The following is a 22,495-nucleotide window of genomic DNA, read 5'->3' as shown; positions in this document are numbered from 1 at the left end:
TTATGTACAACAACATTAAAGTCCAATTGCTCGACCAAACCGCGCTATTGGAGATCGATCGCCCTAAATTCTTAAATGCGCTTAGCAGAGAAACGTTAGAAGAAATTGACCATGCTTTTCAGCATGATTTACTTCAGAATGCAGCTGTTCGCGGTGTGATTATCACGGGAGCTGGCGAGAAGGCCTTTGTGGCTGGTGCCGACATTAAGGAATTCGAGAACTATAACGCTGAAGAAGGCATGGCATTGGCCAAGTGGGGTCATGGTGTGATGAATCGCATTTACGAATTTCCGAAACCTGTCATCGCAGCCATCAATGGTTACGCTTTAGGTGGCGGTTTAGAGTTAGCATTATCTTGTCACATTCGTATCGCTTCTGATAATGCTAAGATGGGGCTTCCAGAAGTTTCCTTAGGATTGATACCGGGTTATGGCGGTACACAACGTCTCACCGAATTGGTGGGGCGCGGAAAAGCATTAGAAATGATCATGAGCGGGGAGATGATTGATGCACAAGATGCGCAACAATGGGGCTTGGTAAATCATGTGGTCAGCCTAGATGAATTAATAAGCAAATCGACAGATTTGTTGAAAAAGATGTATGGCAAATCTTCTCATGCGATTGCAGCAGCCATAAAAGCGGTGAATGCCGGTTTGGATAAAGGTAAGGACGGTTATGCCAGTGAAATTGAAGCCTTCGGTGGAAGCTTTGGAACACCGGATTTCCGCGAAGGAGTCGATGCGTTTCTTGCTAAACGCAAACCAAATTTCTAATTTGCTGTTATATCGATATCAGATCGTAAATTTTTTTAACTTAACATGGAAAACCCAGTTTTTTCTCAGAAGGAGCGGAATATTATTATTCTGCTCATTGTCCTCGTATTAGGAGGTATTATTTTACACGCTACACGAGGCTTGTTTGGTGCTTTCTTAGGTACTATGCTCATGTATACGCTTTTTCGTGGACTCAATATCTTTTTAATTGAACGCTGGAAATGGCCAAAACCTGTCTCTGCGATTTTTATCATCATCATCTCCATCTTGATTATTGTATTGCCTTTTTATGGGATCGGAAAGATGTTGTTTTCAAAAGCGATTGAATTGCAACGTGATCCAGAATGGATAAATAATCTGGTTGGTGCGATTAAGCAATTTGCGGGTGACAAATTGGGTCAGCCTGATTTTATAGAGAAGCAGTTGGAATCTAGCTCTTCCTACATAGGAGGCTTGTTGACCAACACATTGGGCGGCGCAGCAAATCTATTTCTGGAGATTACGGTAATGTATTTCATCCTGTATTTTTTGTTTGTAGGCTACAAAAGTTTTGAGCAATCTTTGCGTTTTTATTTACCATTTGATGATTCCAGTGCAGGGGTTCTTGCTGAAGAATTCAAAAATGTCACTTACGCAAATGTCATTGGACAGACCTTAATCGCTATCGTACAAGGAGCCTGTCTGAGTATCGGTTTTTATATATTTGGCGCATCAGATCCCTTCTTTTGGGGCGTGATTACGGCTATTTTGTCTTTTATCCCATTATTAGGGCCACCACTTATTTTTGTTCCAGCGGCGGTGATTATGTTTTCTCAGGGAATGACATGGCAGCCGGTGGGTTTATTGATCTGGGGATTTGGATTGGTGATCAACATCGATAACGTGTTGCGGTTTATCATTGCAAAACGAATGGGAGATATTCACCCGATTATTACGGTAGTGGGAGTCATTATTGGTATCCCATTATTCGGACTGCTAGGTTTGGTGTTCGGTCCGCTTTTATTGGTCTACTTTTTATCAGCCGTCAAAGTATATAAAGCAAATAAACGCTTATCCTTAAAAGAGCAAACTATTCGAGAAAAATTGCGCGAATAGGGAGATTAAAGTTTTTTTAATCTTCTTCGGGTAATACAAACAGCTCGCTGGCAATACGATCAGCGAGCTGTTTGCCTTCTGGCGATAGCTTTAGCGTCACTTCATCATAGATAAGTTCTCCTCCATCAATATAAGATTGCGCTTGTTGCAGCAGGAATTGCATCACGTCGAAACCAAACTGCTCCTCGACGACGTTCTTACGAATGCCCCACATGGTACGCAAACTCGTCATAATGTATTCATTGATGCGATCTTCTGTGCTTAGTACCTCACTCTCCAAAACAGGAACACCACTGGCTATGCCGCGCATGTACAGCGCATTGTTGCTTTTATTCCAAGATCGTGAACTGCCATTGAAGGAATGAGCAGATGGCCCGATGCCTAAATAATGTGTGCCATTCCAATAGTTTGTGTTGTGCTTAGCATATTTTCCATCTTTGGCGAAGTTGGAGATTTCGTAATGTTCAAAGCCGTTGGAAGTCAGTTTGTCAATCAGAATGCCCATCTGGTCGGCACTTTGCCCTTCATCGATTGGTTTTGTCTTTCCCTTTTTGATTTGGTGATGCAGTGCGGTTCGCTCTTCGACCGTCATGGCATAAGATGAAATATGCGGTACGCCATAGCCGATTAACTGGTCGATATTGTTGTGCCATTTTTCATCGGTCAACAAAGGATAACCATAGATGAGGTCGCAAGAGATATTATCAAAACCGGCATCCTGCACGCGTTTGATCACCACATCCGCTTCTTGGGCATTGTGCGCACGATTCATCCAGCGTAGATCTTCTTCGAAGAAGGATTGAATGCCGATACTAAATCTATTGATCGGCGTAGCGCGAAGATCTTGTATTTTAGAAAGACTGAGGTCGTCTGGATTAGCTTCTAGCGTAATCTCTGACTGCGGATCCAAGGTGAAATGTTGAGAAATTTTGTCTATTACGCGCTGAATATCCGAAGCGGCTAACAGGGAAGGCGTACCGCCACCAAAATAGACCGATCGAATGTGGCGATCTACCAGATAATCCGAGCGCAGCTCAATCTCCCGAAGCAGAGCATCGACCATCGCAGCCTTATCGCCCAATTGCGTGCTGAAGTGAAAGTCACAATAGTGACAAGCTTGTTTACAAAAAGGAATATGGAGATAGAACATGAGAATAATTACAATAAAGAAGTTTTTCGGTACTTAACCACCAAACTCAAGAAATCTTTCGAGGCTTACCTGCACGTTATCTCCCTTTTCTAGAGTTGGTAAACCGATCTTGGCAGCACGTATGCTAACATCTCCATTGCCGACCACGTATTCGTAGTACATACCACGGAATTTGATCTCTTGCACTTGAAAGAGCGCAGATTCATCAGCCGTCAAAGAAATATCTTCCTGATGAATAGCAACGGTCGAAGCGGTCTCTATGCCCAGTTCCTTTGCTTGCTTGGCAGAAAGAATATTGCTCTTGGCTAACAACTGCGCGGTATATATATTACTCGGCTTGAAGTACAAATCCTTCGGATTCCCGTCGTCAATAATCTTCCCATCTTTCATCACAATCAATTGATCGGACATCGCCAGCACTTCTGCTGGATCATGAGATACTAAGAGCACGGTAAGCCCGGTATCCGCCACGATCTGCTTGATGTCTTGTTGCAATGCGTCGCGAAATGCGGCATCCACTTGGTTAAAGGGTTCATCCATCAACAGCACTTCCGGATCATTGACCAAGGCACGAGAGATCGCTACGCGTTGGCGTTCGCCACCACTCAGATCCGCTACGCGCTTCTGTGCGAGATGCAAGATTTGTAGTTTTTGTAAAGTTTCTTCCGTTTTGCGCTGTTTGTATTCTAGATTGATGTTGGATAATTGCGAAGCTACATTGTCCCACACCTTCGCGTAGAGGTTGAGATCATCAAAATTCTGAGAAACCATTTTCATGGCTTCGTGGCCGGGAATGAGTTTATCTTTTCGTGTGGGCACCAACCAACCACGGTAGCGGATTTCTCCGTTGGCAGGCTCTAGCAATCCGTAAATCAATTTCAATAAAGTACTCTTACCACTTCCCGAAGCACCGATAATTGCCGTGATGCTGTTCTCTTGGATTCCTACGCTAACCTGATCTACCGCAATCACATCATCCTTGCCCTCAAAAACGCAGGAAACTTCATGCACATGAATTAATGGTAGGCCATGCTGCTGCGTATCCTGAGGAACCAATTGACAAGATGAAGAAGTTGTACTCATAAAAAAAATGCCGAATCCTTTTAGATGATCCGGCACAAAAATACGGTTTTAAAATCAGGAAATGTTTGCCTAGAAACCCAAGTTTAGCCCAAATACAAAATTCTTGAATCCATTTTGATTAGGTGATTGTTCGAACATATCGTTCATGTAATATTTTGTGAAAACACCGAAAGAACCAAATCCGACGCGCAGATGTCCGCCATATTGAAAGGATTGCAGGTTGTAGGTATCCCGAAAACTTTGTTTGCCCAATTCATCGCTGCGCAATCGTTGCGAACCTTTTAATAGAATACCAAACATTGGCCCTGCCACAATGCGTACACGATCTCCACCGCGACTGCGGCCGCTACGCCACTCGAATGCTACAGGTATACGCAAGTAAGTAGAGGTCAGTACATTCTTGGTATAATTTACCTCATTACGATCTACAAAAGTCGGTGTAAGCGGTGTTTGATTTTGATTCAAAATCACATTGTTCGTCAAGCGCATGTAATTCCATTCGAAGCCAGCTGCGGTATATATTTTGATGTTGTCATCCAAACGAACGCCAAACTGCGCAATATCAAAACCAAAGTTGGAAGCTCTACTGTGCGACAAAAATTGATTCTCCTCGGAGAACGTGAAGCTACCGTTGTCCATCGGACGGGAAAAGCCCCAGTCGATCCGAGTAAAAGTTAGTCCACCAAAGATCCGTGGATATTTTACCTTCTTTTTATTGCTGTTATTGTCTTCATCATCACCTTTTCCTAGAGTAAGGTTCATGTTTACTTTCCTGCTCGAATCTCGTTCTGTGGTCAAGCTGTCTTGTGTCTGCGCTTGCGCAGCGGTGGTAGCTGAAAGTCCGAACGCGATCCAGACGATCATAAGATATAAGTATGTTTTCATAGTTGCTGAGTATGTTTTAAGAGTTATTTGCGTTTTTTTGTTCTGTTTTTAGCGAAGAGATTGCCTAATTCTAGGCGGAATGAGCCTTCTTCATCCTTCAATACGTAGATATCCTTTGTTACCTGTGTTGGCGTATTATCGTTCACTACATGTCTAATTTTGCTGATTACGCTGCCTGTAGCCTTTCTTACGGTTCCTGCAATCATCATTTCTTCCTCTTCCTCAAAAGGTTCTATGAGTGGCTTGATCGGTTCTACATCGGTTACAAATCGGGTCGGAAGATCCATCGTTGGCACTTCTGCCAACTGCAGATGTTGCAAAGTCGGGATTTCCGGTTTCTCCATCGCTGCCAGCTGATTTACTTCTGGCTGATTAACAGGAGCAATGCGCTTTTGTTCTATGGATTCGCTTGTCGTTTTTCTGAGAGGTTCTTCCTGCTGCACAGGTGTTATGCTGTGGGTTAATAGTCTTCCCGGGCGTACAATGTTTTCCATTACTTCTTCCTCTGCAGATGTTGTATCGTCATTTATGGATTCAACAGCCTTCTTTTCCGATTGCTGATGCACCACTTGTGTTTGCGGTATGATGGATTTTTGTTGCATCATGAAATAGGCAAATAAACCTACACCGACTAAGGCACAAGCTGCTGCATACCTTATCCAAAGATAATTTCGTTTTTTGGTGACTGGAATCAATGGAACAATTCCTTCCTTGCCCTCCGCTTCCTCATCCAACTGCTGCACGATCTTGTCCCACAGCTGTGGACTCGGCGTCGCTTCCTCGCTTTGCAGCGCATCGCGAAACAGTTTGTCGATATCTTTTTCTTTCATATCCATTTCTCCTATTAGCTAATATGATCCATTTTTAATAACCGTTCTTTCAGCCAGCTTCTTGCTCTCGAAAGCTGCGATTTAGAATTTGTTTCCGTAATCGATAGGCTGTCGGCAATTTCTTTGTGACTGAATCCTTCTATCGCATACAGGTTGAAGATCGTTTTGTAGTTTATCGGCAGTTGGTTGACCAATTGCAACAAATCTTTGTACGCCGTCTGATCTGCTTGCAATGGGCTAACGATCTGCGAAGCGCCATTACCTTCCTCCTCTAAATCGATGTATACCATCTTTCGCTTTCTGTACACTTCAATAGCGGTATTCACCATGATTCGTCTGATCCAACCTTCCAGCGATCCTGCGCCATCATATAAATGATATTTGGTATATACCTTTACAAAACCGATCTGCAACATATCTTCCGCCTCTAAGTGATCTTTTGCGTACCGCAAACAAACGGCAAACATCTTCGACGAAAAATGATGGTATAAAGCCGCTTGTGCTTTGCGTTCCTGCTTTTTGCAGCCCTCCCATACCATGTCAATATTCGTCAGTTTCAATTTTACTAGGTTTTATAAGAAAGACGGAGCTTCTGAACGAATGGTTGCAGCAGAAATAGAAAAAAGTTAAAAAATCTTAAATAAGTTCAATAATCCGGCTTTCCGGGCCGGTAACACGAAGGTGAATGGACTTCGAATCTGGTGGTAATAGATTGGCAATCTTATCTGGCCACTCGATTAAGCAGTAGTGGCCAGAGTATAAGTATTCTTCATATCCCATATCAAATGCCTCTTGCTCATTTCGTAATCGATAGAAATCGAAATGATACACGGAGCCCTGAGGGGATTCATATTCGTTAACAATTGAAAATGTGGGGCTGGAGGTATTTTCAACCACACCGAGCTGAGCACAGACTTCTTTGATAAAAGTCGTTTTGCCGGCGCCCATATCTCCATAAAACAAGATCACACGAGCGTCGGCAAAGGATTGAACTATAGTTTTGGCGACCGCGCTGAGGTCTGCCAATGTGTCTACGCGGTATTCCATAAGCAAATTTACTTATTTCGGCGTGTAGGTAGCAAATGGAATGATCATTTCTTCTAATGAGATCCCGCCATGCTGGAAGGTGCCATAGAAATGATTTACAAACTGATTGTAATTGTTGGGATATACAAAATAGGCATCTTCTTTAGCGAAGGTGTACACCGAGCTAATGTTTAGTTTCGGCAACTGCGCATCGTGCGGATTTTTGACCACGAATACATCCTTTTCATGATAGTTGAGATTTCTGCCCTGTTTGTACCGCAGGTTGGTATTCGTGTTGCGATCGCCTACTATTTTACTCGGTTTCTTGACACGAATAGTACCGTGGTCTGTGGTCACAATGACACGTACTTTGTGCTGCGCAAGCCACTTCAACACATCTAGCCAAGGCGAATGCTCAAACCAAGACAAGGTCAATGAACGATAAGCCGCGTCGTCATTCGCTAGTTCACGAATCATAGCCATATCGGTGCGAGCATGCGATAGCATATCTACGAAGTTATAGACCAATACATTCAGGTCATTATTCATCAGGTTGTTTAGATTTTCTAAAACATCCTTTCCTTGCTCGTGGGTCAATATCTTGGTATACGAGTGTTTGATGTCTTTGCGATAAACCCGTTTGATCTGGTCGGCTAAGAACACATCTTCGTACATGTTTTTACCGCCTTCATCATTGTCATTTTGCCAATGATCTGGAAACCGGCGTTCCATTTCCAGCGGCGTCAGTCCGCTAAAGATCGCATTCCGCGCATATTGTGTTGCGGTTGGCAGAATGCTGTAATAACTATCTTCTTCCTCCAGGCGGAAGTATTCGGTAATGATTTCATTGATTACACGCCACTGATCGTACCGCAGGTTGTCGATCAAAAAGAAAAAAGTAGGCCGATCCTCTTCCATGGTCGGAAATACCTTTTTCTTGAAAATATGATGCGAGAGATTGGGGCCGCTGCCTGGATCATTGATCCAGCCGAGGTAGTTATTTTCGACATATTTGGCAAACAAGGTGTTGGCTTCCGATTTTTGCATCGTCAGGATCTCGTGCATTCCGCTGTCTTCCAATTTTTCGAGCGACAGCTCCCAATAAAGCAATTTCTTGTACGCTTCTACCCATTGTTTGTAATCCAAAGCATCATTCATGATGGTGCCCAGATTGCGGAAATCCTGCTGATAAGCTAGTGAGGTTTTTTCACTGACCAGTCTGCGGTTTTCTGTAAGTTTCTTTATCGTCAGTAGTATTTGTTTAGGGTTTACCGGTTTTATCAGGTAGTCGTCGATTTTGGAACCAATAGCATCTTCCATCAGATGCTCTTCCTCATTTTTGGTGACCAATACGGTAGGAATTGAAGCATTGACCGACTTCAGGATGCTCAATGTTTCTAATCCAGTTAGTCCAGGCATATTCTCGTCAAGAAAAACCAGATCATATGGATCGCTTTTGAAGGCGTCTACCGCATCGTAGCCATTGTTTACGGTCTTGACTTTATACCCTTTTTGTTCCAATAATAATATATGTGGCTTCAGAAATTCAATTTCATCGTCTGCCCAGAGTATACGTGTCTTCTGCATGTGTGTTGCCTTAGGAAATCTATCAGTTCAACAACTGAAGTTTAAAAATGATTTGAACGGTGAAGATAAGGTGAAGAAACCCATCCTGTGCCTCACCAATCAATTCGTTGCGCTTTTTTAACAAGAATTAACGCATATCTATGTATCTTTGCCGTTATATTCGAGCATTATTACTGCTTAAAAGTAAGGTAAAACGGCTGGATTAATAGATTAATAGATTATAAAGTATTGAATAAGAAAAAAATAATTAATGATCCGGTGTATGGTTTTGTGACCATTCCATCTGCCTTCATTTATGATCTTATTCAGCATCCCTTCTTTCAAAGGCTGCGGTACATCAAGCAAGGCAGCATGAGCCATTTGGTATATCCAGGCGCTTTACACACCCGTTTTCAACATGCGATTGGTGCGATGCATCTGATGAGTCTGGCCATTAGTACCTTACGGAATAAAGAGGTGGAGATTTCGGAAGAGGAAGAAGAAGCGGCTCTGGCTGCGATTCTATTACATGATATCGGGCATGGTCCATTTTCCCACTCGTTAGAGCAAACCATTATTGAGGGCGTATCGCATGAGATGATATCCTCCGTCTTGATGCAACGACTCAATGAGGCATTTCACGGAAAATTGGATTTGGCTATTTGCATCTTTAATAATAAATATACAAGACCATTCTTGCATCAATTGGTGTCGAGCCAGTTGGATACAGATCGGATGGATTACCTCAATCGCGACAGCTTTTTTACGGGTGTCTCTGAGGGAGTCATATCGTTTGATCGCATCATCAAAATGCTTTATGTAGTCGATGAGCAATTGGTTATTGAACAGAAAGGAATTTACTCGGTAGAGAATTTTCTGATTGCCCGCCGACTCATGTATTGGCAGGTGTATTTGCACAAGACCGTGGTAGCGGCAGAGCAAATGTTGCTACAAGCGCTACGACGAGCCAAGGAATTAGCCCAAGAAGACGTTGCTTTATTTGCGAGTCCGGCGCTGGTTCATTTTCTACATCAACGCATTACGAAAGACAATTTTATGAGTGATCAGTCTCATTTGTCTTGGTTTACCCGTTTAGACGATACGGATATTATGTCGGCCATCAAGGCGTGGAGTACACACGAAGATAAGATCTTACGTATATTGTGTTCTAAATTGATGAATAGAGAGCTCTTTCGTACCGAGCTGCGTAGCGAAGCGGTGACAGCGACAGAGTTTCAAGAACTGCAGCGACGCACAAAAGCGGCATTTGATCTGGAGGATCATGAGGTAGACTATTTTGTCTATGCGCAAACTATTCAAAACAGTGCGTACGATCCTGACCAGAATAATATCAATGTCTTAGCGAAAGACGGTACTTTGCTAGATATTACGGCTGCTTCAGACTTGTCAAATCTGGATGCATTGTCGAAAATTGTGGTCAAACACGCCGTCATTTATCCTAAAGAAATATTTAATTAAAAGAGTCCTTACACGCGATGAAATTTTCAGCTCAACAAATTGCTGCATTATTGCAGGGCACGATAGAAGGTAATCCCGAAGTGGCGGTGTCTCGCTTATCTAAGATTGAAGAAGGAGATGCCGAAAGTTTATCCTTTCTTTCTAATCCTAAATATGAGCAACATATTTATGACAGTTCAGCAGCGATTGTGATCGTGAATGAATCGCAGGTGCTGGATGCGAAGAGAGCAGTAAAACCTACGCTAATTCGAGTGAAAGATGCCTATCAAGCATTTGCTGAATTATTGAAAATATACGAACAAATGCGCTCCGACCGATCAGGACGGGAAGAGTACAGCTTTGTACATGATTCTGCGCAGCTCGGAGAAGGCTTTTATGTTGGCGCTTTTGCCTATATCGGACAGCAAACCGTGTTGGGTAAAAATGTGAAAATCTATCCGCAAGTGTATATTGGCGACAATGTACGCATCGGCGATAATAGTGTGATATATCCAGGAGCAAAGATCTACCACGATTGCGTGTTAGGTAATAATGTGACAGTACATGCAGGTTCTGTGGTGGGTAGTGATGGCTTCGGCTTTGCTCCGCAAGAAGATGGATCGTACCAAAAAGTGCCTCAAATTGGTAATGTCATTATCGAAGATTGGGTAGAGATTGGAAGCAATACAACAGTAGATCGTGCTACACTAGGGCAAACAGTGTTGCGCCGTGGTGTGAAATTGGATAATTTGGTACAGATTGCACATAATGTGGAGGTCGGAGAAAATACGGTTGTCGCAGCACAAACGGGAATCTCTGGGAGCACAAAGATCGGCGCAAAGGTGATCCTTGGCGGCCAAGTTGGTGTGGTTGGTCATATTACAGTGGCTGATGGGACACAAGTGCAAGCACAATCTGGGATAAACAAAACAATAAGCCAAGAAAATAAGAAATGGGCTGGTTCTCCGGCATTTCCGTACCAAGGGGAGCTTAGATCGCAGGTGCTTTATGCTAAACTGCCTGAGCTAGAAAAGAGAATCGCTGAATTGGAGAAGCGTCTCAGTGAAAAATAATAGCTACTTTTAATACTTACTTGACGTCAATATAATGCTAAATATGAATGTAAAACAGCGAACTATTAAATCCGAAGTGACGATTTCGGGCGTAGGACTGCATACGGGGCACCCCGTAAATATATGCATCAAACCTGCACCAGAGAATCATTGGTACAAATTCCAACGCGTGGATTTGGAAAGTAAGCCTTTGGTCCATGTAGATGCCGATAATGTGACAGATACCTCACGTGGTACGACAATTTCTCAGAATGGTGGATCTGTCAGTACGATTGAACACTTGATGTCAGCCTTAGTAGGACTAGAATTGGATAATATCCTCATCGAGATTGATGGTCCAGAAGTCCCAATTCTAGATGGTAGTGCAGCTATCTTCGTCGAGAAATTGCGCGAAGCAGGTTTTGTAGATCAAGAAGCTGATCGCGAATATTTTGAAGTAACTAGCAATATCCATTATAATGAACCCGAACGACAAGTAGAGATCGTGGCCATGCCGTTAGATGGTTATCGTTTAACCTGTATGATCGATTTCAATTCACCCGTATTAGGAAGTCAACATGCATCTATTAGCCACATAACGGAGTTTCCGAAAGAGATTTCTTCGTCGAGGACATTCTGTTTCCTGCATGAACTAGAGATGTTGGTACAGCAAAATCTAGTTAAAGGTGGCGATTTGTCTAATGCTATCGTTATAGTAGATAGGAAAATTGAAGAAAGCGAACTTAGTAAGTTAGAGCACGTATTTAATAAAAAAGTAGAAGTTGCGAGTGAGGGAATTTTAAATAATGTGAAACTTCGTCACTTAAATGAGCCCGCTCGCCACAAATTACTAGATATGATCGGTGATTTGGCTTTGGTAGGTCGGCCGATTAAGGGGCACATTATGGCGGCGCGTCCTGGACATGCGGCGAATGTTGCTTTTGCGAAGCGCATCAAAGCGCAAATGAAAAAAGATCGCTCGCGCAAGAATGTAAAGGTGTATGATCCGAACATGACGCCCGTATATGATACGGTGCAGATCATGAATATATTGCCACACCGCCAACCCTTCTTATTGATTGATAAGATTTTGGAATTGTCGGAAAACCATGTGGTTGGTTTGAAGAACGTAACGATGAACGAGGACCTATTTATGGGACATTTCCCAGGCTCGCCTTTGTTTCCTGGCGTTTTGCAAATCGAAGCAATGGCACAAACAGGTGGTATATTGGTGTTGAACACCGTTTCAGATCCAGAGAACTGGTTAACCCTGTTCTTAAAAATCGAAAACGCGAAATTCAAAAACCCTGTTCGCCCAGGCGATACAGTGATATTTACCTGTGAGTTATTGGAGCCGATACGTCGTGGTATCGCCCGCATGAAAGGTGTAGGATTGGTCGGTGAGAAAGTAGTGAGCGAGGCAGAGCTAATGGCACAAATCGTTCGAGTAAAAGAATAAACTAAACATGATGATACAACCATTATCATATATACACCCAGATGCGCAAATAGCGCATAATGTGGTAATCGAGCCTTTCTCTACCATTCATAAAGATGTGGTGATTGGAGAAGGCACGTGGATAGGCTCCAATGTGACGATCATGGATGGCGCGCGCATTGGAAAAAACTGCCGTATTTTTCCAGGAGCGATCATCTCGGGTGAGCCGCAAGACTTGAAGTTTGAAGGCGAGATTACGACAGCAGAAATCGGTGATAATACGACCATTCGAGAATGTGTAACCATCAATAGAGGTACTAAAGATCGTTATCGTACAGTTATCGGTAAAAACTGCTTGATCCAAGCATATAGCCACATCGCGCACGACTGTTTCGTCGGAGATAACTGTATCTTCTCGAACTCTAGCACACTTGCCGGCCACATTACAGTAGGCGATTACGTGGTATTAGCCGGAATGGTCGCTGTACACCAATTTTGTAAAATTGGCTCACATGCTTTTGTGACTGGTGGTACACTAGTGCGAAAAGATGTGCCTCCTTATATCAAAGCAGCTCGTGAACCGATTGCGTATGCTGGAATCAACTCGGTTGGCTTGCGTCGTCGGGGATACACCAATGAGCAAATCACCGAAATTCAAAACATCTACCGTGTGCTCTTCGTGAAGCACAGTAACTTGGGTAAAGCCTTGGATTTGGTAGAAGCTGAATTTGAAGCGACAGAGCTAAGAGACGAAATTTTGGGCTTCGTGCGTGCATCGAACCGCGGCGTTGTCAAAGGTTTTGGACAGGGAAAAGCCAGTCTATAACGACCACCATATAAGGGCACGGACTTGAAGATCACGCTGCAAGACATCGGGAGAAGGTATAACCGAGAGTGGATATTTAGACACTTGAGTTATACCTTTTCTGCTGGAAAGAAGTACGCTATTCTGGGGCCGAATGGTTCGGGAAAATCGACGCTGATTAAGGTGCTTACAGGCAGCCTGTCGGCGAGCGAAGGCACGTTGCAGTACGAGCGAGCGCCGCAGGATATTTGTTTGTTAGATGATGTGTATAATCACCTCACAATTGCAGCGCCTTACATGGAGTTGATAGAAGAGTTTAGCCTGTCGGAATTGATCGACTTCCATTTTAAGCACAAAAGTTATTTGCCAGGCTACAACAAAGAATCCCTGTTGCAGTTATCACAGCTTGAGGCGGCCAGAGATAAGGAAATTAAGTACTTTTCCTCGGGAATGAAGCAACGCCTCAAGTTGGTGTTGGCCTGCTGCTCGGCCAGTGATTTGGTTTTTCTGGATGAGCCGACCAGTAACTTAGATGTGCATGGTGAAAACTGGTATCTGGATCTGGTGAAGCAAACTATTGGTCTCGATCGGATCCTGATTGTTGGCTCCAATCAGCCAAAAGAATATGCTTTTTGTGATGAACATCTAAACATCCAACAGTACAAGCTTTTTAAATAACCACGGATTTTTCTATTTTTGAGTCCGAAATAAAAAATATTATGGCTAAAGCATCAGACGTAAAATCTGGAAATATATTGCGTTTCAACGGAGAGTTGGTGAGCGTAGATGAATTTTTGCACCGTACACCTGGGAATTTAAGAGCATTTTACCAAGCGAAAATGCGTAACCTAAAGACGGGTAAATTGGTTGAATACCGCTTCAGAACAGACGAAGAGGTAGAGATCGCACGTGTAGAAACGAATGATTATCAATACCTATACGATGATGGTGATTTCTTCGTGATCATGGATAATGAGAGCTACGAGCAGTTTAACGTACAGAAATCACTTTTTGGCAATAGCGCTCGTTTTCTGAAAGAAGGCATGAACGTGATCGTGGCTTTTGAAAGCGAAGAGCCGATCATGGCACAAGCACCAACGACGGTTGATTTGGAAATTACGTACACAGAGCCTGCTGTAAAAGGAGATACGTCTACCAACGCATTGAAAAGTGCCACGGTAGAAACTGGGGTAGAGATTCGTGTGCCTTTGTTTGTAAACCAAGGTGATCGCGTAAAGGTAGATACGCGTACAGGCGACTATATTGAGCGCGTAAAGTAAAATATACGAGCTTATTATTCCTTAAATAATACAGTAAGCGGTCTATGGAATTTCCAAAGGCCGCTTTTTTGGTTTGATATCTGCATGCATCAAGCTGTTGCGGCAGCAACTAGTGAGGAGAAAAAAGGATGAAAGATCTGACGAAAGACGAACTGAGAGCCCTACATAAGACGAAGCGATTGGCGCTTTTGCCTGCAGAAAGGCAACTGCTGGATGAGCAGCTGCTCGTAGGTTTAAAAAGTCTTGATTTTTCTGTTATAAGGTACTTGCATATTTATCTGCCCATTGCAAAGTGGAATGAGTACGATACGAGGCCATTTATTCATTGGCTGCGCCAACACCACCCGACGGTACATATTGTTGTGTCGGTGTCTGAATTGAAGCAAGGTACATTGCAACACTTTATTTGGAATACCGAATCTGTGGTCGAAAATGCGTGGGGAATTCCCGAACTTACTTTGCAGCCGGATACCGTGCCGGTCTCTCCTGAAGATATGGATGTAATCCTGATGCCTTTATTAGTGTGCGATCGCAACGGTAATCGCATTGGTTATGGTAAAGGTTTTTACGACCGTTTTCTGCAAGCTTGTCGTCCAAATGTGCAGAAGGTTGGTGTTTCTTATTTCGCGCCACTAGCAACGCTAATTCCAGCTGACGCTTGGGATGTGCCGCTGGACAGCCTCATCACACCCCATGGAGTCACCTCATTTTAAAGCGATCAGAGCCGCTAAGCCATAAAAAAAGCGATCAAGACTCGAAGTCTTGATCGCTTTTTTTATGAGTTGCCTAATCTTAAAGGGCTTTTCTGAAGTTGGCAACACTGGTTTTCACATCATCGGTATTGTTTTCCCAATTGTGCTCGTATTCTGCAGAGATCATTCCTTTGAAATTCTGACGTTTCAGCTCTTCGATGATCTGTGGCATGCCGATTACGCCAGTACCCCAATGCACATCGTGCGCTGCTTTGTCATTGGCTACATTAAGATCTTTAAAATGTAGGTGGTATACTTTTCCTTCCAACTTTTTCAAAGATTCCACCGGATTCAAACCCGAACGCTCCCAGTGGCCTACATCGGCCGCTGCGCCCATTTTGTCACTACGGCCTTCGATTGCTTTCAGCACGATAGTAGGATCCCAATACGTGGAAGGATCGGGGTGATTGTGTATAGCTACTTTGATATTGTGCTCATCGCACAGTTTGGACAAGATATCCAAATGCTCTGCCTTAGGCTCACACACGATTACTTGTATGCCCATTTCTTTGGCGAACTCAAAGATCTGGCGCCATTCCGCTTCATCTTTTCCATCAACTACGCCATATGCATTCAACGTGATGCCATGCTCAGACAATAATTCTTTGGCTTTTTTACGACCTTCGGCCGTTAACTGGTGACCAGTTTTATCCGCACTACCTTTAGTAAGATCTTGTCCGGGATACATTTCTACATGTTGTAGGCCAGCTTCTTTTATTTTATGTAATGCTTCTTCGAAAGAGAATAAGCGAAATGTATACGCTTGAGCGCCCAACTTCCATCCTAATTCTTCTTCTGGATAACTTGCTTCAACAGTTTTGGTGCTGTCTGCCGATTCTGCTGCGGCATTTTGCGAAGAAGAATTGTTGTTGCAAGCAGTCGTAGTCCATGCTAATAGGGCTACCAAAGCTGCTTGTAGCATTGTGATTTGTAGTTTCATAGTAATGATTTATTAGTGATTAGTTTTGTATAATTTTCAATCCATTTTTGATGCGGCTTGCCACTTGTTCTTTTCCAAGTGTCTCAGCGATCACAAAGACATCTGGACCAAATTTTCCACCAACCAACATGATGCGCAATGGCAACATCAATTCCCCTACTTTCAGTCCAGATTGTGCTATTTTCTCTTTAAAAACCATTTCCAGACCACTAGCTATCCAATCTTCTTGAGCTTCGAAAACCGAGATCATTTCCTCAAAAAATGCCGTCTTTTCTGGAGTCCATTTTGGTTTTATAGCGGCGCTATCCAAAGATTCAGGCGCTTGGAAAAAGTATGCTGCATGCTCCCAGAAATCCGCAATGAATGTCATCCGATCTTTCACCAACGCTAAGATGTTGTTTACTTTTTCAGCGTCTGCTTGGATGCCTTTTTCTGCAAGTAGTGCCATGATTTTAGGCAATAGTTCTTCATTCGGGGTACGTTGAATCCATTCTCTGTTGAACCACTTTGCTTTTTCGAAATCAAATTTAGCACCTGCTTTGCTGATGCGATCGACGGAGAATTTTTCGATAAGCTGATCTAGTGTAAAGAACTCTTCCTCCGTGCCATCATTCCAGCCCAGCATGGCCAACATATTGACAAATGCTTCTGGCAAGAAACCTTTTTCGCGAAATCCGACCGTTGTATCTCCAGAAACTGGATCTGTCCAATTCATCGCATAAACCGGGAATCCTAAGCGGTCACCATCGCGTTTGCTTAGTTTTCCATTGCCATCAGGTTTCAGGATTAATGGCAAATGCGCCCAGTGTGGCATCTCGTCTTTCCAACCAAGGTAATCCCACAGCAAGATGTGTACTGGAGCAGAAGGAAGCCATTCTTCACCACGGAAAACATGAGAAATTTCCATGGCTTTGTCATCCACGACCACCGCAAGGTGGTAGGTCGGCATACCGTCCGCTTTTAGCAATACTTTATCGTCGATCAATTTCGTTTCGAAGGCCACACGATCGCGAATCATATCCTCAAAAGATACCGTTCCTTCTGCTGGTATTTTGATGCGTATGGTATGCGGATGGCCTTTGGCCAATAAGCGAGCTACTTCTGCTTCTTCTAAACTCAGGGAGTTGCGAAGATTCAATCGGTTTTCGTGGCTATAACGGAAGTTTGGTTGCAATTTTCGTTGTTCGTCGAGCTCTTCGGCGGTGTCGAAAGCGTAATAGGCATGTCCGGACTGGATTAGCTGCTCAGCATACTGACGGTACGAAGGTTTCCGCTCGCTCTGGCGATATGGGCCTACTGCGCCCGGTTTTTCGGGGCTTTCATCTGGTGCGATACCACACCAAGCCAAACAGTCGTTGATATATGCTTCTGCGCCGTCTACAAAACGAGTCTGATCGGTATCTTCGATGCGAAGAATAAAATCTCCGTTGTGATGCTTTGCAAACAGATAATTGAACAATGCGGTACGTACGCCTCCCAGATGTAGGCCACCTGTCGGGCTGGGCGCGAAGCGCACCCGGACTCTCTTTTCCAAACTCATAACAACAAAACTACGGATTATTTCCCGATCGTGATGGCGTATAAAGGCTCCTACTAACTATAAAATGCCTATTTTGTGGGGCGATTTAGAACTTATGCAAAGAAATCCCTACCGCCATCACAGGCAACATTGGAAGTTATTTCTGTTTTTGTTTGCGGCTATGATTGCGGCAGCATCACTGCTATACACGAATTACCTCACCAAAAGTTTGTCAAAATCCGAACGTACTAAGGCCGAGGTATGGGCTATGAGCACGCGTAGCATCGTGTCGTTGCCCGATGTGAATGATGAGTTTATCAGCTTTATTTACGCGGTGCGAGATAGCCTTTCATTACCGGCAATCATCACCGATGATACTGGTGATATTATCTTTTGGCGAGACTTGGATAGCACACGGACGAATATTCAAACGGATGTAAGCGATACATTGTCAGCCAAGCTCGTATATGATCCCGCTTATTTTGCCAATGAGTTGGCAGAAATGCAGCGGCGGCATGCGCCGATTATTATTGAGTTAGAAACTGCAGGGCAAAAATGGTTTGTTTATTACAAGGATTCGGATGCCCTTCGCCAGCTTCGCGTCTTTCCATATATTCAGTTATCCTTAATCGCGATCTTCTTGATTATTGCGTATACGGTGTTTAATTCTATTAAGCGCTCGGAAGAAAATTTAGTATGGGTGGGCATGGCCAAAGAGGCTGCGCATCAGCTCGGTACACCGATTTCTTCGTTGATGGGCTGGCTAGAACTGGCTAGAGCAACTTTTGAGTCGGAAGATAATACGCTGTTTGACGAGATGGAGCGCGACGTCTATCGGCTGGAAGTCGTAGCCGATCGCTTTTCCAAAATCGGCTCAGAACCGCATCTTTCCAATCACAATATCTTCCATGTAGTCAAAGAATACATGGATTACTTCCGCGTGCGTACAAGTGGTCGGATTTCTTTTGTGTTAGACGGGGATCAACATGTGGAAGCCATGTTGAATGTGCAACTGTTCGATTGGATTATAGAGAATCTTTTAAAAAACGCCGTCAACGCGATCGAGTCAGAGGGAAAGGTGCATATTCATATCCATGAAAATATCGCCAAGGAAGAAATTTTCATGGATGTAAGTGATACCGGAAGAGGTGTACCGCGGTCCAATTGGGAAACGATATTTTTACCTGGATTTACCACCAGAAAACGGGGTTGGGGATTGGGTTTAAGTCTCACCAAAAGGATGGTGAAACTGCATCGTGGCCAGATATTTGTAAAAGAATCCGAGGTGGGCAAGGGCACCACATTCAGAATAATTTTAAAAAGTAATTTGAGATATGAACCAACTCAAATCGGATGATTATCCGGCGATTTACAAAGAGTATATCGATAGTGTAACCGAACCGGTTATGGATGAACTCAGGAAAAAATTAGACTCTTTTCCAGAGTTCGTGCGTAGCATTCCCGAAGAGAAGGGTACGTACTCTTATGCAGAAGGAAAATGGACGGTGAAAGAAGTGCTTTGCCATTTACTAGATGCAGAACGTATCATGGCGTACCGCGCATTGCGTTTCGCTCGAAATGACATGACCGCTTTGGCCTCTTTCGAGCAAGATGAATTCGTAGCGAATGGACGACATAACGAAAGATCCTTTGAAAGTATTATCGAAGAATTCAAGGTGCTACGACAGGCTAATATTCTGCTGTTTCAAACGTTCAACGATACGGAGCTAAATCGTAAGGGTATGGCTTCTGACCGGTTGATTAGTGTGCAAGCGTTTATTTATATCATTGCGGGGCATATGAATCATCACATTACGATTTTACATGGTAGATATCTCAAAGACAACAACAATCAAAAACAGCTACATGTGGTTTAAGGAATATAGTATCGCAGAACTCAATGAGCTCTTTGGCAAGAATATGACTGGCTTTCTGGGGATAGAGGTGATTGAGATTCGGGATGATGCGCTCGTAGCGCGCATGCCGATCACGGATAAGGTCAAGCAGCCATATGGACTGTTGCATGGTGGCGCTTCCGTCGTGCTGGCCGAGTCTGTAGGAAGTGTGGCGACAAACCTAATCGTAGATCCCGAAAAATATGTGGGCGTGGGTCTGGAAGTAAATGCCAATCACTTACGTCCTGTGCTTTCTGGCGAGGTTACTGCCACGTGTACACCATTACATATTGGAGGGAAAACGCATATCTGGGATATCAAAATAAGAGATGAGAAAGGTAAGCTGACCTGTGTATCTCGGCTCACAGTTGCTATCGTTCGTAAATAAAAATTCCCCACATCTTGCTTAAAAGATGTGGGGAATCTTAACATAACCTATTATCACTTCGTGTAATGGCTAACACGACCTTTGCGGCCATCTACATCGATGGTAAAGACCTGAATTTTTTCACCTGATTTCAATGATAAGCCTGCTGTAGGAAATGGCTTTGCTGTTGCACTAGTGTCAGAATTTATGGTATATTGAATTGGGAACCCCGGATATTCGGCGTTCGCTATCACTTTGCCGGCTGATTCTTTGATGCCCACCGCAGGCAAACGGTACTGAAATCCGCCTGCGAAGCTGCGCAACTTCGGAAGTTCTGTCTTGCCGACCTTGTTAATAAATCCAGCATAAGTATTGTCGAATGCTTGCTTGTCGAAGTTTGCTTCACTTTCCCACTCGCTTGCCGGTGCCCACGCACGTTCTGCCAGTGCAAAAAAGCGCGGGAAGATCATATAATCCATCGCATCATTGTCTAGCACCGTCTCTGCCCACAGCGCACCTTTCAAGCCGACTAAGTGTTTAGCACCTTCTGCTGATAGTCTTGTTTTGTTTTCAAAATGTTTTTTGCCTAGTGGTTTTCCACGATCTGTATACTGGATATTGGCAAAATAGCTTTCAGGAAGTAATGAGTAAGCGTGATATAAATCTGTTTTAGAGGCCCAAGTCAATCCGGGCTCTTCAAAACTATTGTCCCAAGCCATGTCGAAGTAGAAATTACTAGCACTGACAAAGACGGTATTATGACCTGCATTGGCCAGTTTGTAGGCCAGATCTTCTTGACCACCACCAATCGTATTATTCCATACATCGAGCAAAAATCCACGATCCGCAAACTTTTCATTCACTTCCATGCCTTTTCCGCGGTTCACCATGCCCACTTCTTCCCATCCTGCCATCGTAAGATTTTTCTCTTTTAGGATTTTATGCACGCGATCAATGTAGTACGTCCACACTTCGTGTACAGAAGAATAGCCTTGTTCTTTCATCAAGGCTTGCACCAATGGGGATCCTTCCCAAGATCCTGTTGGCAATTCATCGCCGCCAATGGAAATTACTTTCAAGGGTAATCCCGCTTCTGCATAAATAGCTTTAATCTCGTCCATGATGTGCGCAATGAAACGATACGTGCCCGGCATGGCTGGATTCATCACATTGTCTTGCCAATATTGAGCAGAATAGTAGGTCGATGTATCTTGGAAATCATTCATCAAGAAACGTTCGGCTTCTTCTTTCTGTCCTTCTTTTACTAGGCGATGATATCGAGCTTCCATCGCTTTGACGGCCGCACGCGCATGCCCTGGTGTCTCCACTTCTGGAATGATCGTCACGAATCGTTCATCCGCGTAGCGCAATAACTCCTTAAATTCTTCTTTCGATAAGTATTGTTTCTTTTTCAGGTTTGCACCAGAGCCGTACGATGGCTGAATGCCCAATCCATCTGCGTAATATGGGGTCCTATTTGCTCCGATTTCCGTTAACTCAGGCAAAGAAGGTATTTCTAAACGCCATCCTTCGTCGTCAATGAGATGCAGGTGTAATTTGTTCAATTTATACCGCGCCATCACATCTACATAGCGTTTCAGCGTCTGTAGATCTTTGAAGTTTCGCGAAATGTCCAACATCAAACCGCGGTAAGCATAGCGCGGGGCGTCGTCAACCTGTACAAATGGTATGGATATCGATTTGCTATCTTGAAAATTTGCAGGAAATAGGGATAACAGAGATTGAAGACCATAAAATGCTCCTTTAGCATGGCTGGCTTGTAGGCGAATTCCTTTGGCATCTACCGATAGCCGATACGCATCTTCTGCTAATCCATCTATTTTTTGGATGGCTAACTGCGCGTCGTCCGGTTGCTGGACGTTTTTAAGATTCCAAGCGGAGAAGTCTTGAGCGACCTCATTCAACACTGTCGAAAGTTCTTGTGCTAATGTAGCATCGATATAGTAAGAGAAACCTTTGCTAAGAGCGTACTGACCTGCCGCTGCGGTTATAGACTGCGGCGTAGGCAAGATGAGCTGTGATCCGTTGCTTTGGAATAATGCATTTTTATCGTACAAGTCGGCAAGCATTTTTGCCTTCTTCTCCGCCGATACTTTCGGTGCTGTAATTTGTGGATTCGGTAAGGAGATTACTGCCTTTGGATCTTGCCGCGATTGCAAATAAAAGCCATTTGGCGAGATGGACGTATGTGTAATCGGAAAATCCGTTTTATACGTAAGCAGAATCGAATCGCGATTCGCTAAGCGGATAGCCTCCTTAAAGTTAATGCGATACAGATTCCCATTCTCATCAGATATCTTGTACGTAGCTTGTTCCTGCTCTTTAATATGATAGTTGGAATTGAACCATAGATCGTAGCTGCTAAGATCTAGCGCCTTGTTGTGGTTGTTTTTTAGCACAATATCAAACTGCTTACCCGTGGAGTCTTGTGGCGAAACGCGCCAACTCAACGAATAGGGCTGCTGAGCGTACCCAAAGCTTAGGGCAATGAGATAAGCGGAAAAGGATAGGCCTAATTTTTTCATAAGATGGATTTACGTTGGTCTAAAATAGGTTTTTT

General features: G+C 43.7%; 22 protein-coding genes. 12 read left to right on the top strand and 10 right to left on the bottom strand.

Going from position 1 to position 22,495, the window contains the following annotated elements:
- The first annotated feature begins 2 nt into the window (after window positions 1-2).
- Both AC3IRT_RS17220 and AC3IRT_RS17215 read left to right on the top strand, forming a co-directional pair.
- The gene (locus AC3IRT_RS17220) at window positions 3-773 is read left to right on the top strand and encodes an enoyl-CoA hydratase/isomerase family protein (RefSeq protein WP_489394429.1); all 771 of its coding nucleotides are present in this window, start codon (window positions 3-5) and stop codon (window positions 771-773) included.
- A gap of 45 nt (window positions 774-818) precedes the next feature.
- Window positions 819-1,868, top strand: coding sequence for an AI-2E family transporter (locus tag AC3IRT_RS17215; protein ID WP_489394428.1), 1,050 nt, complete (start codon window positions 819-821; stop codon window positions 1,866-1,868).
- A 16-nt stretch (window positions 1,869-1,884) separates the two neighbouring features.
- On the opposite strand, the gene hemW is transcribed toward AC3IRT_RS17215, so the two are convergent.
- From hemW to porX, 7 genes are all read right to left on the bottom strand, one after another.
- Window positions 1,885-3,018 carry a radical SAM family heme chaperone HemW gene (hemW, locus tag AC3IRT_RS17210; RefSeq protein ID WP_489394427.1) on the bottom strand — a complete coding sequence of 378 codons (1,134 nt, stop codon included), beginning with the start codon at window positions 3,016-3,018 and terminating at the stop codon, window positions 1,885-1,887.
- Window positions 3,019-3,051: 33 nt separating this feature from the next.
- A complete protein-coding gene (locus AC3IRT_RS17205; RefSeq protein ID WP_489394426.1) occupies window positions 3,052-4,101 on the bottom strand; it encodes an ABC transporter ATP-binding protein in 1,050 nt (349 codons plus the stop codon).
- 69 nt (window positions 4,102-4,170) lie between these two features.
- A complete protein-coding gene (locus tag AC3IRT_RS17200) occupies window positions 4,171-4,986 on the bottom strand; it encodes an outer membrane beta-barrel protein (protein WP_489394425.1) in 816 nt (271 codons plus the stop codon).
- A 23-nt stretch (window positions 4,987-5,009) separates the two neighbouring features.
- A complete protein-coding gene (locus AC3IRT_RS17195; protein WP_489394424.1) occupies window positions 5,010-5,822 on the bottom strand; it encodes a hypothetical protein in 813 nt (270 codons plus the stop codon).
- An 8-nt stretch (window positions 5,823-5,830) separates the two neighbouring features.
- Window positions 5,831-6,376, bottom strand: a complete 546-nt coding sequence (locus tag AC3IRT_RS17190; protein ID WP_489394423.1) for an RNA polymerase sigma factor — start codon at window positions 6,374-6,376, stop codon at window positions 5,831-5,833.
- Window positions 6,377-6,452: 76 nt separating this feature from the next.
- Window positions 6,453-6,863: a tRNA (adenosine(37)-N6)-threonylcarbamoyltransferase complex ATPase subunit type 1 TsaE gene (gene tsaE / locus AC3IRT_RS17185; RefSeq protein WP_489394422.1), complete on the bottom strand. Its 411-nt coding sequence runs from the start codon at window positions 6,861-6,863 to the stop codon at window positions 6,453-6,455.
- Between the two features lie 12 nt (window positions 6,864-6,875).
- Window positions 6,876-8,429 (bottom strand): T9SS response regulator signal transducer PorX, encoded by a 1,554-nt coding sequence (gene porX, locus AC3IRT_RS17180; RefSeq protein ID WP_489394421.1) that lies wholly within the window; start codon window positions 8,427-8,429, stop codon window positions 6,876-6,878.
- A gap of 228 nt (window positions 8,430-8,657) precedes the next feature.
- Here porX and AC3IRT_RS17175 point away from each other — a divergent pair, with 228 nt between their 5' ends.
- The 7 genes from AC3IRT_RS17175 (at window position 8,658) to AC3IRT_RS17145 (ending at window position 15,154) form a co-directional block, all read left to right on the top strand.
- On the top strand, window positions 8,658-9,887 hold the full coding sequence (locus AC3IRT_RS17175) for an HD domain-containing protein (RefSeq protein WP_489394420.1): 1,230 nt from the start codon (window positions 8,658-8,660) through the stop codon (window positions 9,885-9,887).
- 17 nt (window positions 9,888-9,904) lie between these two features.
- Window positions 9,905-10,939 carry a UDP-3-O-(3-hydroxymyristoyl)glucosamine N-acyltransferase gene (lpxD, locus tag AC3IRT_RS17170; RefSeq protein WP_489394419.1) on the top strand — a complete coding sequence of 345 codons (1,035 nt, stop codon included), beginning with the start codon at window positions 9,905-9,907 and terminating at the stop codon, window positions 10,937-10,939.
- Window positions 10,940-10,982: 43 nt separating this feature from the next.
- Entirely contained in the window at window positions 10,983-12,377 is a 1,395-nt protein-coding gene (locus tag AC3IRT_RS17165) for a bifunctional UDP-3-O-[3-hydroxymyristoyl] N-acetylglucosamine deacetylase/3-hydroxyacyl-ACP dehydratase (RefSeq protein ID WP_489394418.1), read from the top strand.
- A 10-nt stretch (window positions 12,378-12,387) separates the two neighbouring features.
- On the top strand, window positions 12,388-13,182 hold the full coding sequence (lpxA, locus tag AC3IRT_RS17160) for an acyl-ACP--UDP-N-acetylglucosamine O-acyltransferase (protein ID WP_489396147.1): 795 nt from the start codon (window positions 12,388-12,390) through the stop codon (window positions 13,180-13,182).
- A gap of 84 nt (window positions 13,183-13,266) precedes the next feature.
- Window positions 13,267-13,839: an ABC transporter ATP-binding protein gene (locus AC3IRT_RS17155; RefSeq protein WP_489394417.1), complete on the top strand. Its 573-nt coding sequence runs from the start codon at window positions 13,267-13,269 to the stop codon at window positions 13,837-13,839.
- A gap of 41 nt (window positions 13,840-13,880) precedes the next feature.
- Window positions 13,881-14,441 carry an elongation factor P gene (efp, locus tag AC3IRT_RS17150; protein WP_489394416.1) on the top strand — a complete coding sequence of 187 codons (561 nt, stop codon included), beginning with the start codon at window positions 13,881-13,883 and terminating at the stop codon, window positions 14,439-14,441.
- A 128-nt stretch (window positions 14,442-14,569) separates the two neighbouring features.
- A complete protein-coding gene (locus tag AC3IRT_RS17145; protein ID WP_489394415.1) occupies window positions 14,570-15,154 on the top strand; it encodes a 5-formyltetrahydrofolate cyclo-ligase in 585 nt (194 codons plus the stop codon).
- Between the two features lie 79 nt (window positions 15,155-15,233).
- On the opposite strand, the gene AC3IRT_RS17140 is transcribed toward AC3IRT_RS17145, so the two are convergent.
- Window positions 15,234-16,133 (bottom strand): sugar phosphate isomerase/epimerase family protein, encoded by a 900-nt coding sequence (locus tag AC3IRT_RS17140; protein ID WP_489394414.1) that lies wholly within the window; start codon window positions 16,131-16,133, stop codon window positions 15,234-15,236.
- 19 nt (window positions 16,134-16,152) lie between these two features.
- Complete coding sequence (gene gltX / locus AC3IRT_RS17135) at window positions 16,153-17,673, bottom strand: glutamate--tRNA ligase (RefSeq protein WP_489394413.1); 1,521 nt, start codon at window positions 17,671-17,673, stop codon at window positions 16,153-16,155.
- Window positions 17,674-17,767: 94 nt separating this feature from the next.
- Here gltX and AC3IRT_RS17130 point away from each other — a divergent pair, with 94 nt between their 5' ends.
- The 3 genes from AC3IRT_RS17130 to AC3IRT_RS17120 are packed head-to-tail and all read left to right on the top strand — an operon-like array spanning window position 17,768 to window position 19,935.
- The gene (locus AC3IRT_RS17130) at window positions 17,768-19,009 is read left to right on the top strand and encodes a sensor histidine kinase (protein ID WP_489394412.1); all 1,242 of its coding nucleotides are present in this window, start codon (window positions 17,768-17,770) and stop codon (window positions 19,007-19,009) included.
- Window positions 18,987-19,529, top strand: a complete 543-nt coding sequence (locus AC3IRT_RS17125) for a DinB family protein (RefSeq protein ID WP_489394411.1) — start codon at window positions 18,987-18,989, stop codon at window positions 19,527-19,529. The genes AC3IRT_RS17130 and AC3IRT_RS17125 overlap by 23 nt, the downstream gene beginning before the upstream one ends.
- Complete coding sequence (locus AC3IRT_RS17120) at window positions 19,519-19,935, top strand: hotdog fold thioesterase (protein ID WP_489394410.1); 417 nt, start codon at window positions 19,519-19,521, stop codon at window positions 19,933-19,935. The genes AC3IRT_RS17125 and AC3IRT_RS17120 overlap by 11 nt, the downstream gene beginning before the upstream one ends.
- A 53-nt stretch (window positions 19,936-19,988) precedes the next feature.
- Here AC3IRT_RS17120 and AC3IRT_RS17115 read toward each other — a convergent pair whose 3' ends face one another.
- A complete protein-coding gene (locus AC3IRT_RS17115) occupies window positions 19,989-22,460 on the bottom strand; it encodes a beta-N-acetylhexosaminidase (protein WP_489394409.1) in 2,472 nt (823 codons plus the stop codon).
- Between the last annotated feature and the right edge of the window lie 35 nt (window positions 22,461-22,495).

It is taken from the genome of Sphingobacterium sp. KH_072, from assembly GCF_057837975.1.
Note: the sequence above shows the minus strand (reverse complement) of the source record. Positions and strands in the feature narration are given on the sequence as shown.

What these genes read in the sequence shown, in the direction of transcription:
- AC3IRT_RS17220 (WP_489394429.1), top strand. Translation starts at nt 3, where the DNA reads ATGTACAACAACATTAAAGTCCAATTGCTCGACCAAACCGCGCTATTG.
- AC3IRT_RS17215 (WP_489394428.1), top strand. Translation starts at nt 819, where the DNA reads ATGGAAAACCCAGTTTTTTCTCAGAAGGAGCGGAATATTATTATTCTG.
- hemW (WP_489394427.1), bottom strand. Translation starts at nt 3,018, where the DNA reads ATGTTCTATCTCCATATTCCTTTTTGTAAACAAGCTTGTCACTATTGT.
- AC3IRT_RS17205 (WP_489394426.1), bottom strand. Translation starts at nt 4,101, where the DNA reads ATGAGTACAACTTCTTCATCTTGTCAATTGGTTCCTCAGGATACGCAG.
- AC3IRT_RS17200 (WP_489394425.1), bottom strand. Translation starts at nt 4,986, where the DNA reads ATGAAAACATACTTATATCTTATGATCGTCTGGATCGCGTTCGGACTT.
- AC3IRT_RS17195 (WP_489394424.1), bottom strand. Translation starts at nt 5,822, where the DNA reads ATGGATATGAAAGAAAAAGATATCGACAAACTGTTTCGCGATGCGCTG.
- tsaE (WP_489394422.1), bottom strand. Translation starts at nt 6,863, where the DNA reads ATGGAATACCGCGTAGACACATTGGCAGACCTCAGCGCGGTCGCCAAA.
- porX (WP_489394421.1), bottom strand. Translation starts at nt 8,429, where the DNA reads ATGCAGAAGACACGTATACTCTGGGCAGACGATGAAATTGAATTTCTG.
- lpxD (WP_489394419.1), top strand. Translation starts at nt 9,905, where the DNA reads ATGAAATTTTCAGCTCAACAAATTGCTGCATTATTGCAGGGCACGATA.
- AC3IRT_RS17165 (WP_489394418.1), top strand. Translation starts at nt 10,983, where the DNA reads ATGAATGTAAAACAGCGAACTATTAAATCCGAAGTGACGATTTCGGGC.
- lpxA (WP_489396147.1), top strand. Translation starts at nt 12,388, where the DNA reads ATGATACAACCATTATCATATATACACCCAGATGCGCAAATAGCGCAT.
- efp (WP_489394416.1), top strand. Translation starts at nt 13,881, where the DNA reads ATGGCTAAAGCATCAGACGTAAAATCTGGAAATATATTGCGTTTCAAC.
- AC3IRT_RS17145 (WP_489394415.1), top strand. Translation starts at nt 14,570, where the DNA reads ATGAAAGATCTGACGAAAGACGAACTGAGAGCCCTACATAAGACGAAG.
- AC3IRT_RS17140 (WP_489394414.1), bottom strand. Translation starts at nt 16,133, where the DNA reads ATGAAACTACAAATCACAATGCTACAAGCAGCTTTGGTAGCCCTATTA.
- gltX (WP_489394413.1), bottom strand. Translation starts at nt 17,673, where the DNA reads ATGAGTTTGGAAAAGAGAGTCCGGGTGCGCTTCGCGCCCAGCCCGACA.
- AC3IRT_RS17130 (WP_489394412.1), top strand. Translation starts at nt 17,768, where the DNA reads ATGCAAAGAAATCCCTACCGCCATCACAGGCAACATTGGAAGTTATTT.
- AC3IRT_RS17125 (WP_489394411.1), top strand. Translation starts at nt 18,987, where the DNA reads ATGAACCAACTCAAATCGGATGATTATCCGGCGATTTACAAAGAGTAT.
- AC3IRT_RS17120 (WP_489394410.1), top strand. Translation starts at nt 19,519, where the DNA reads ATGTGGTTTAAGGAATATAGTATCGCAGAACTCAATGAGCTCTTTGGC.
- AC3IRT_RS17115 (WP_489394409.1), bottom strand. Translation starts at nt 22,460, where the DNA reads ATGAAAAAATTAGGCCTATCCTTTTCCGCTTATCTCATTGCCCTAAGC.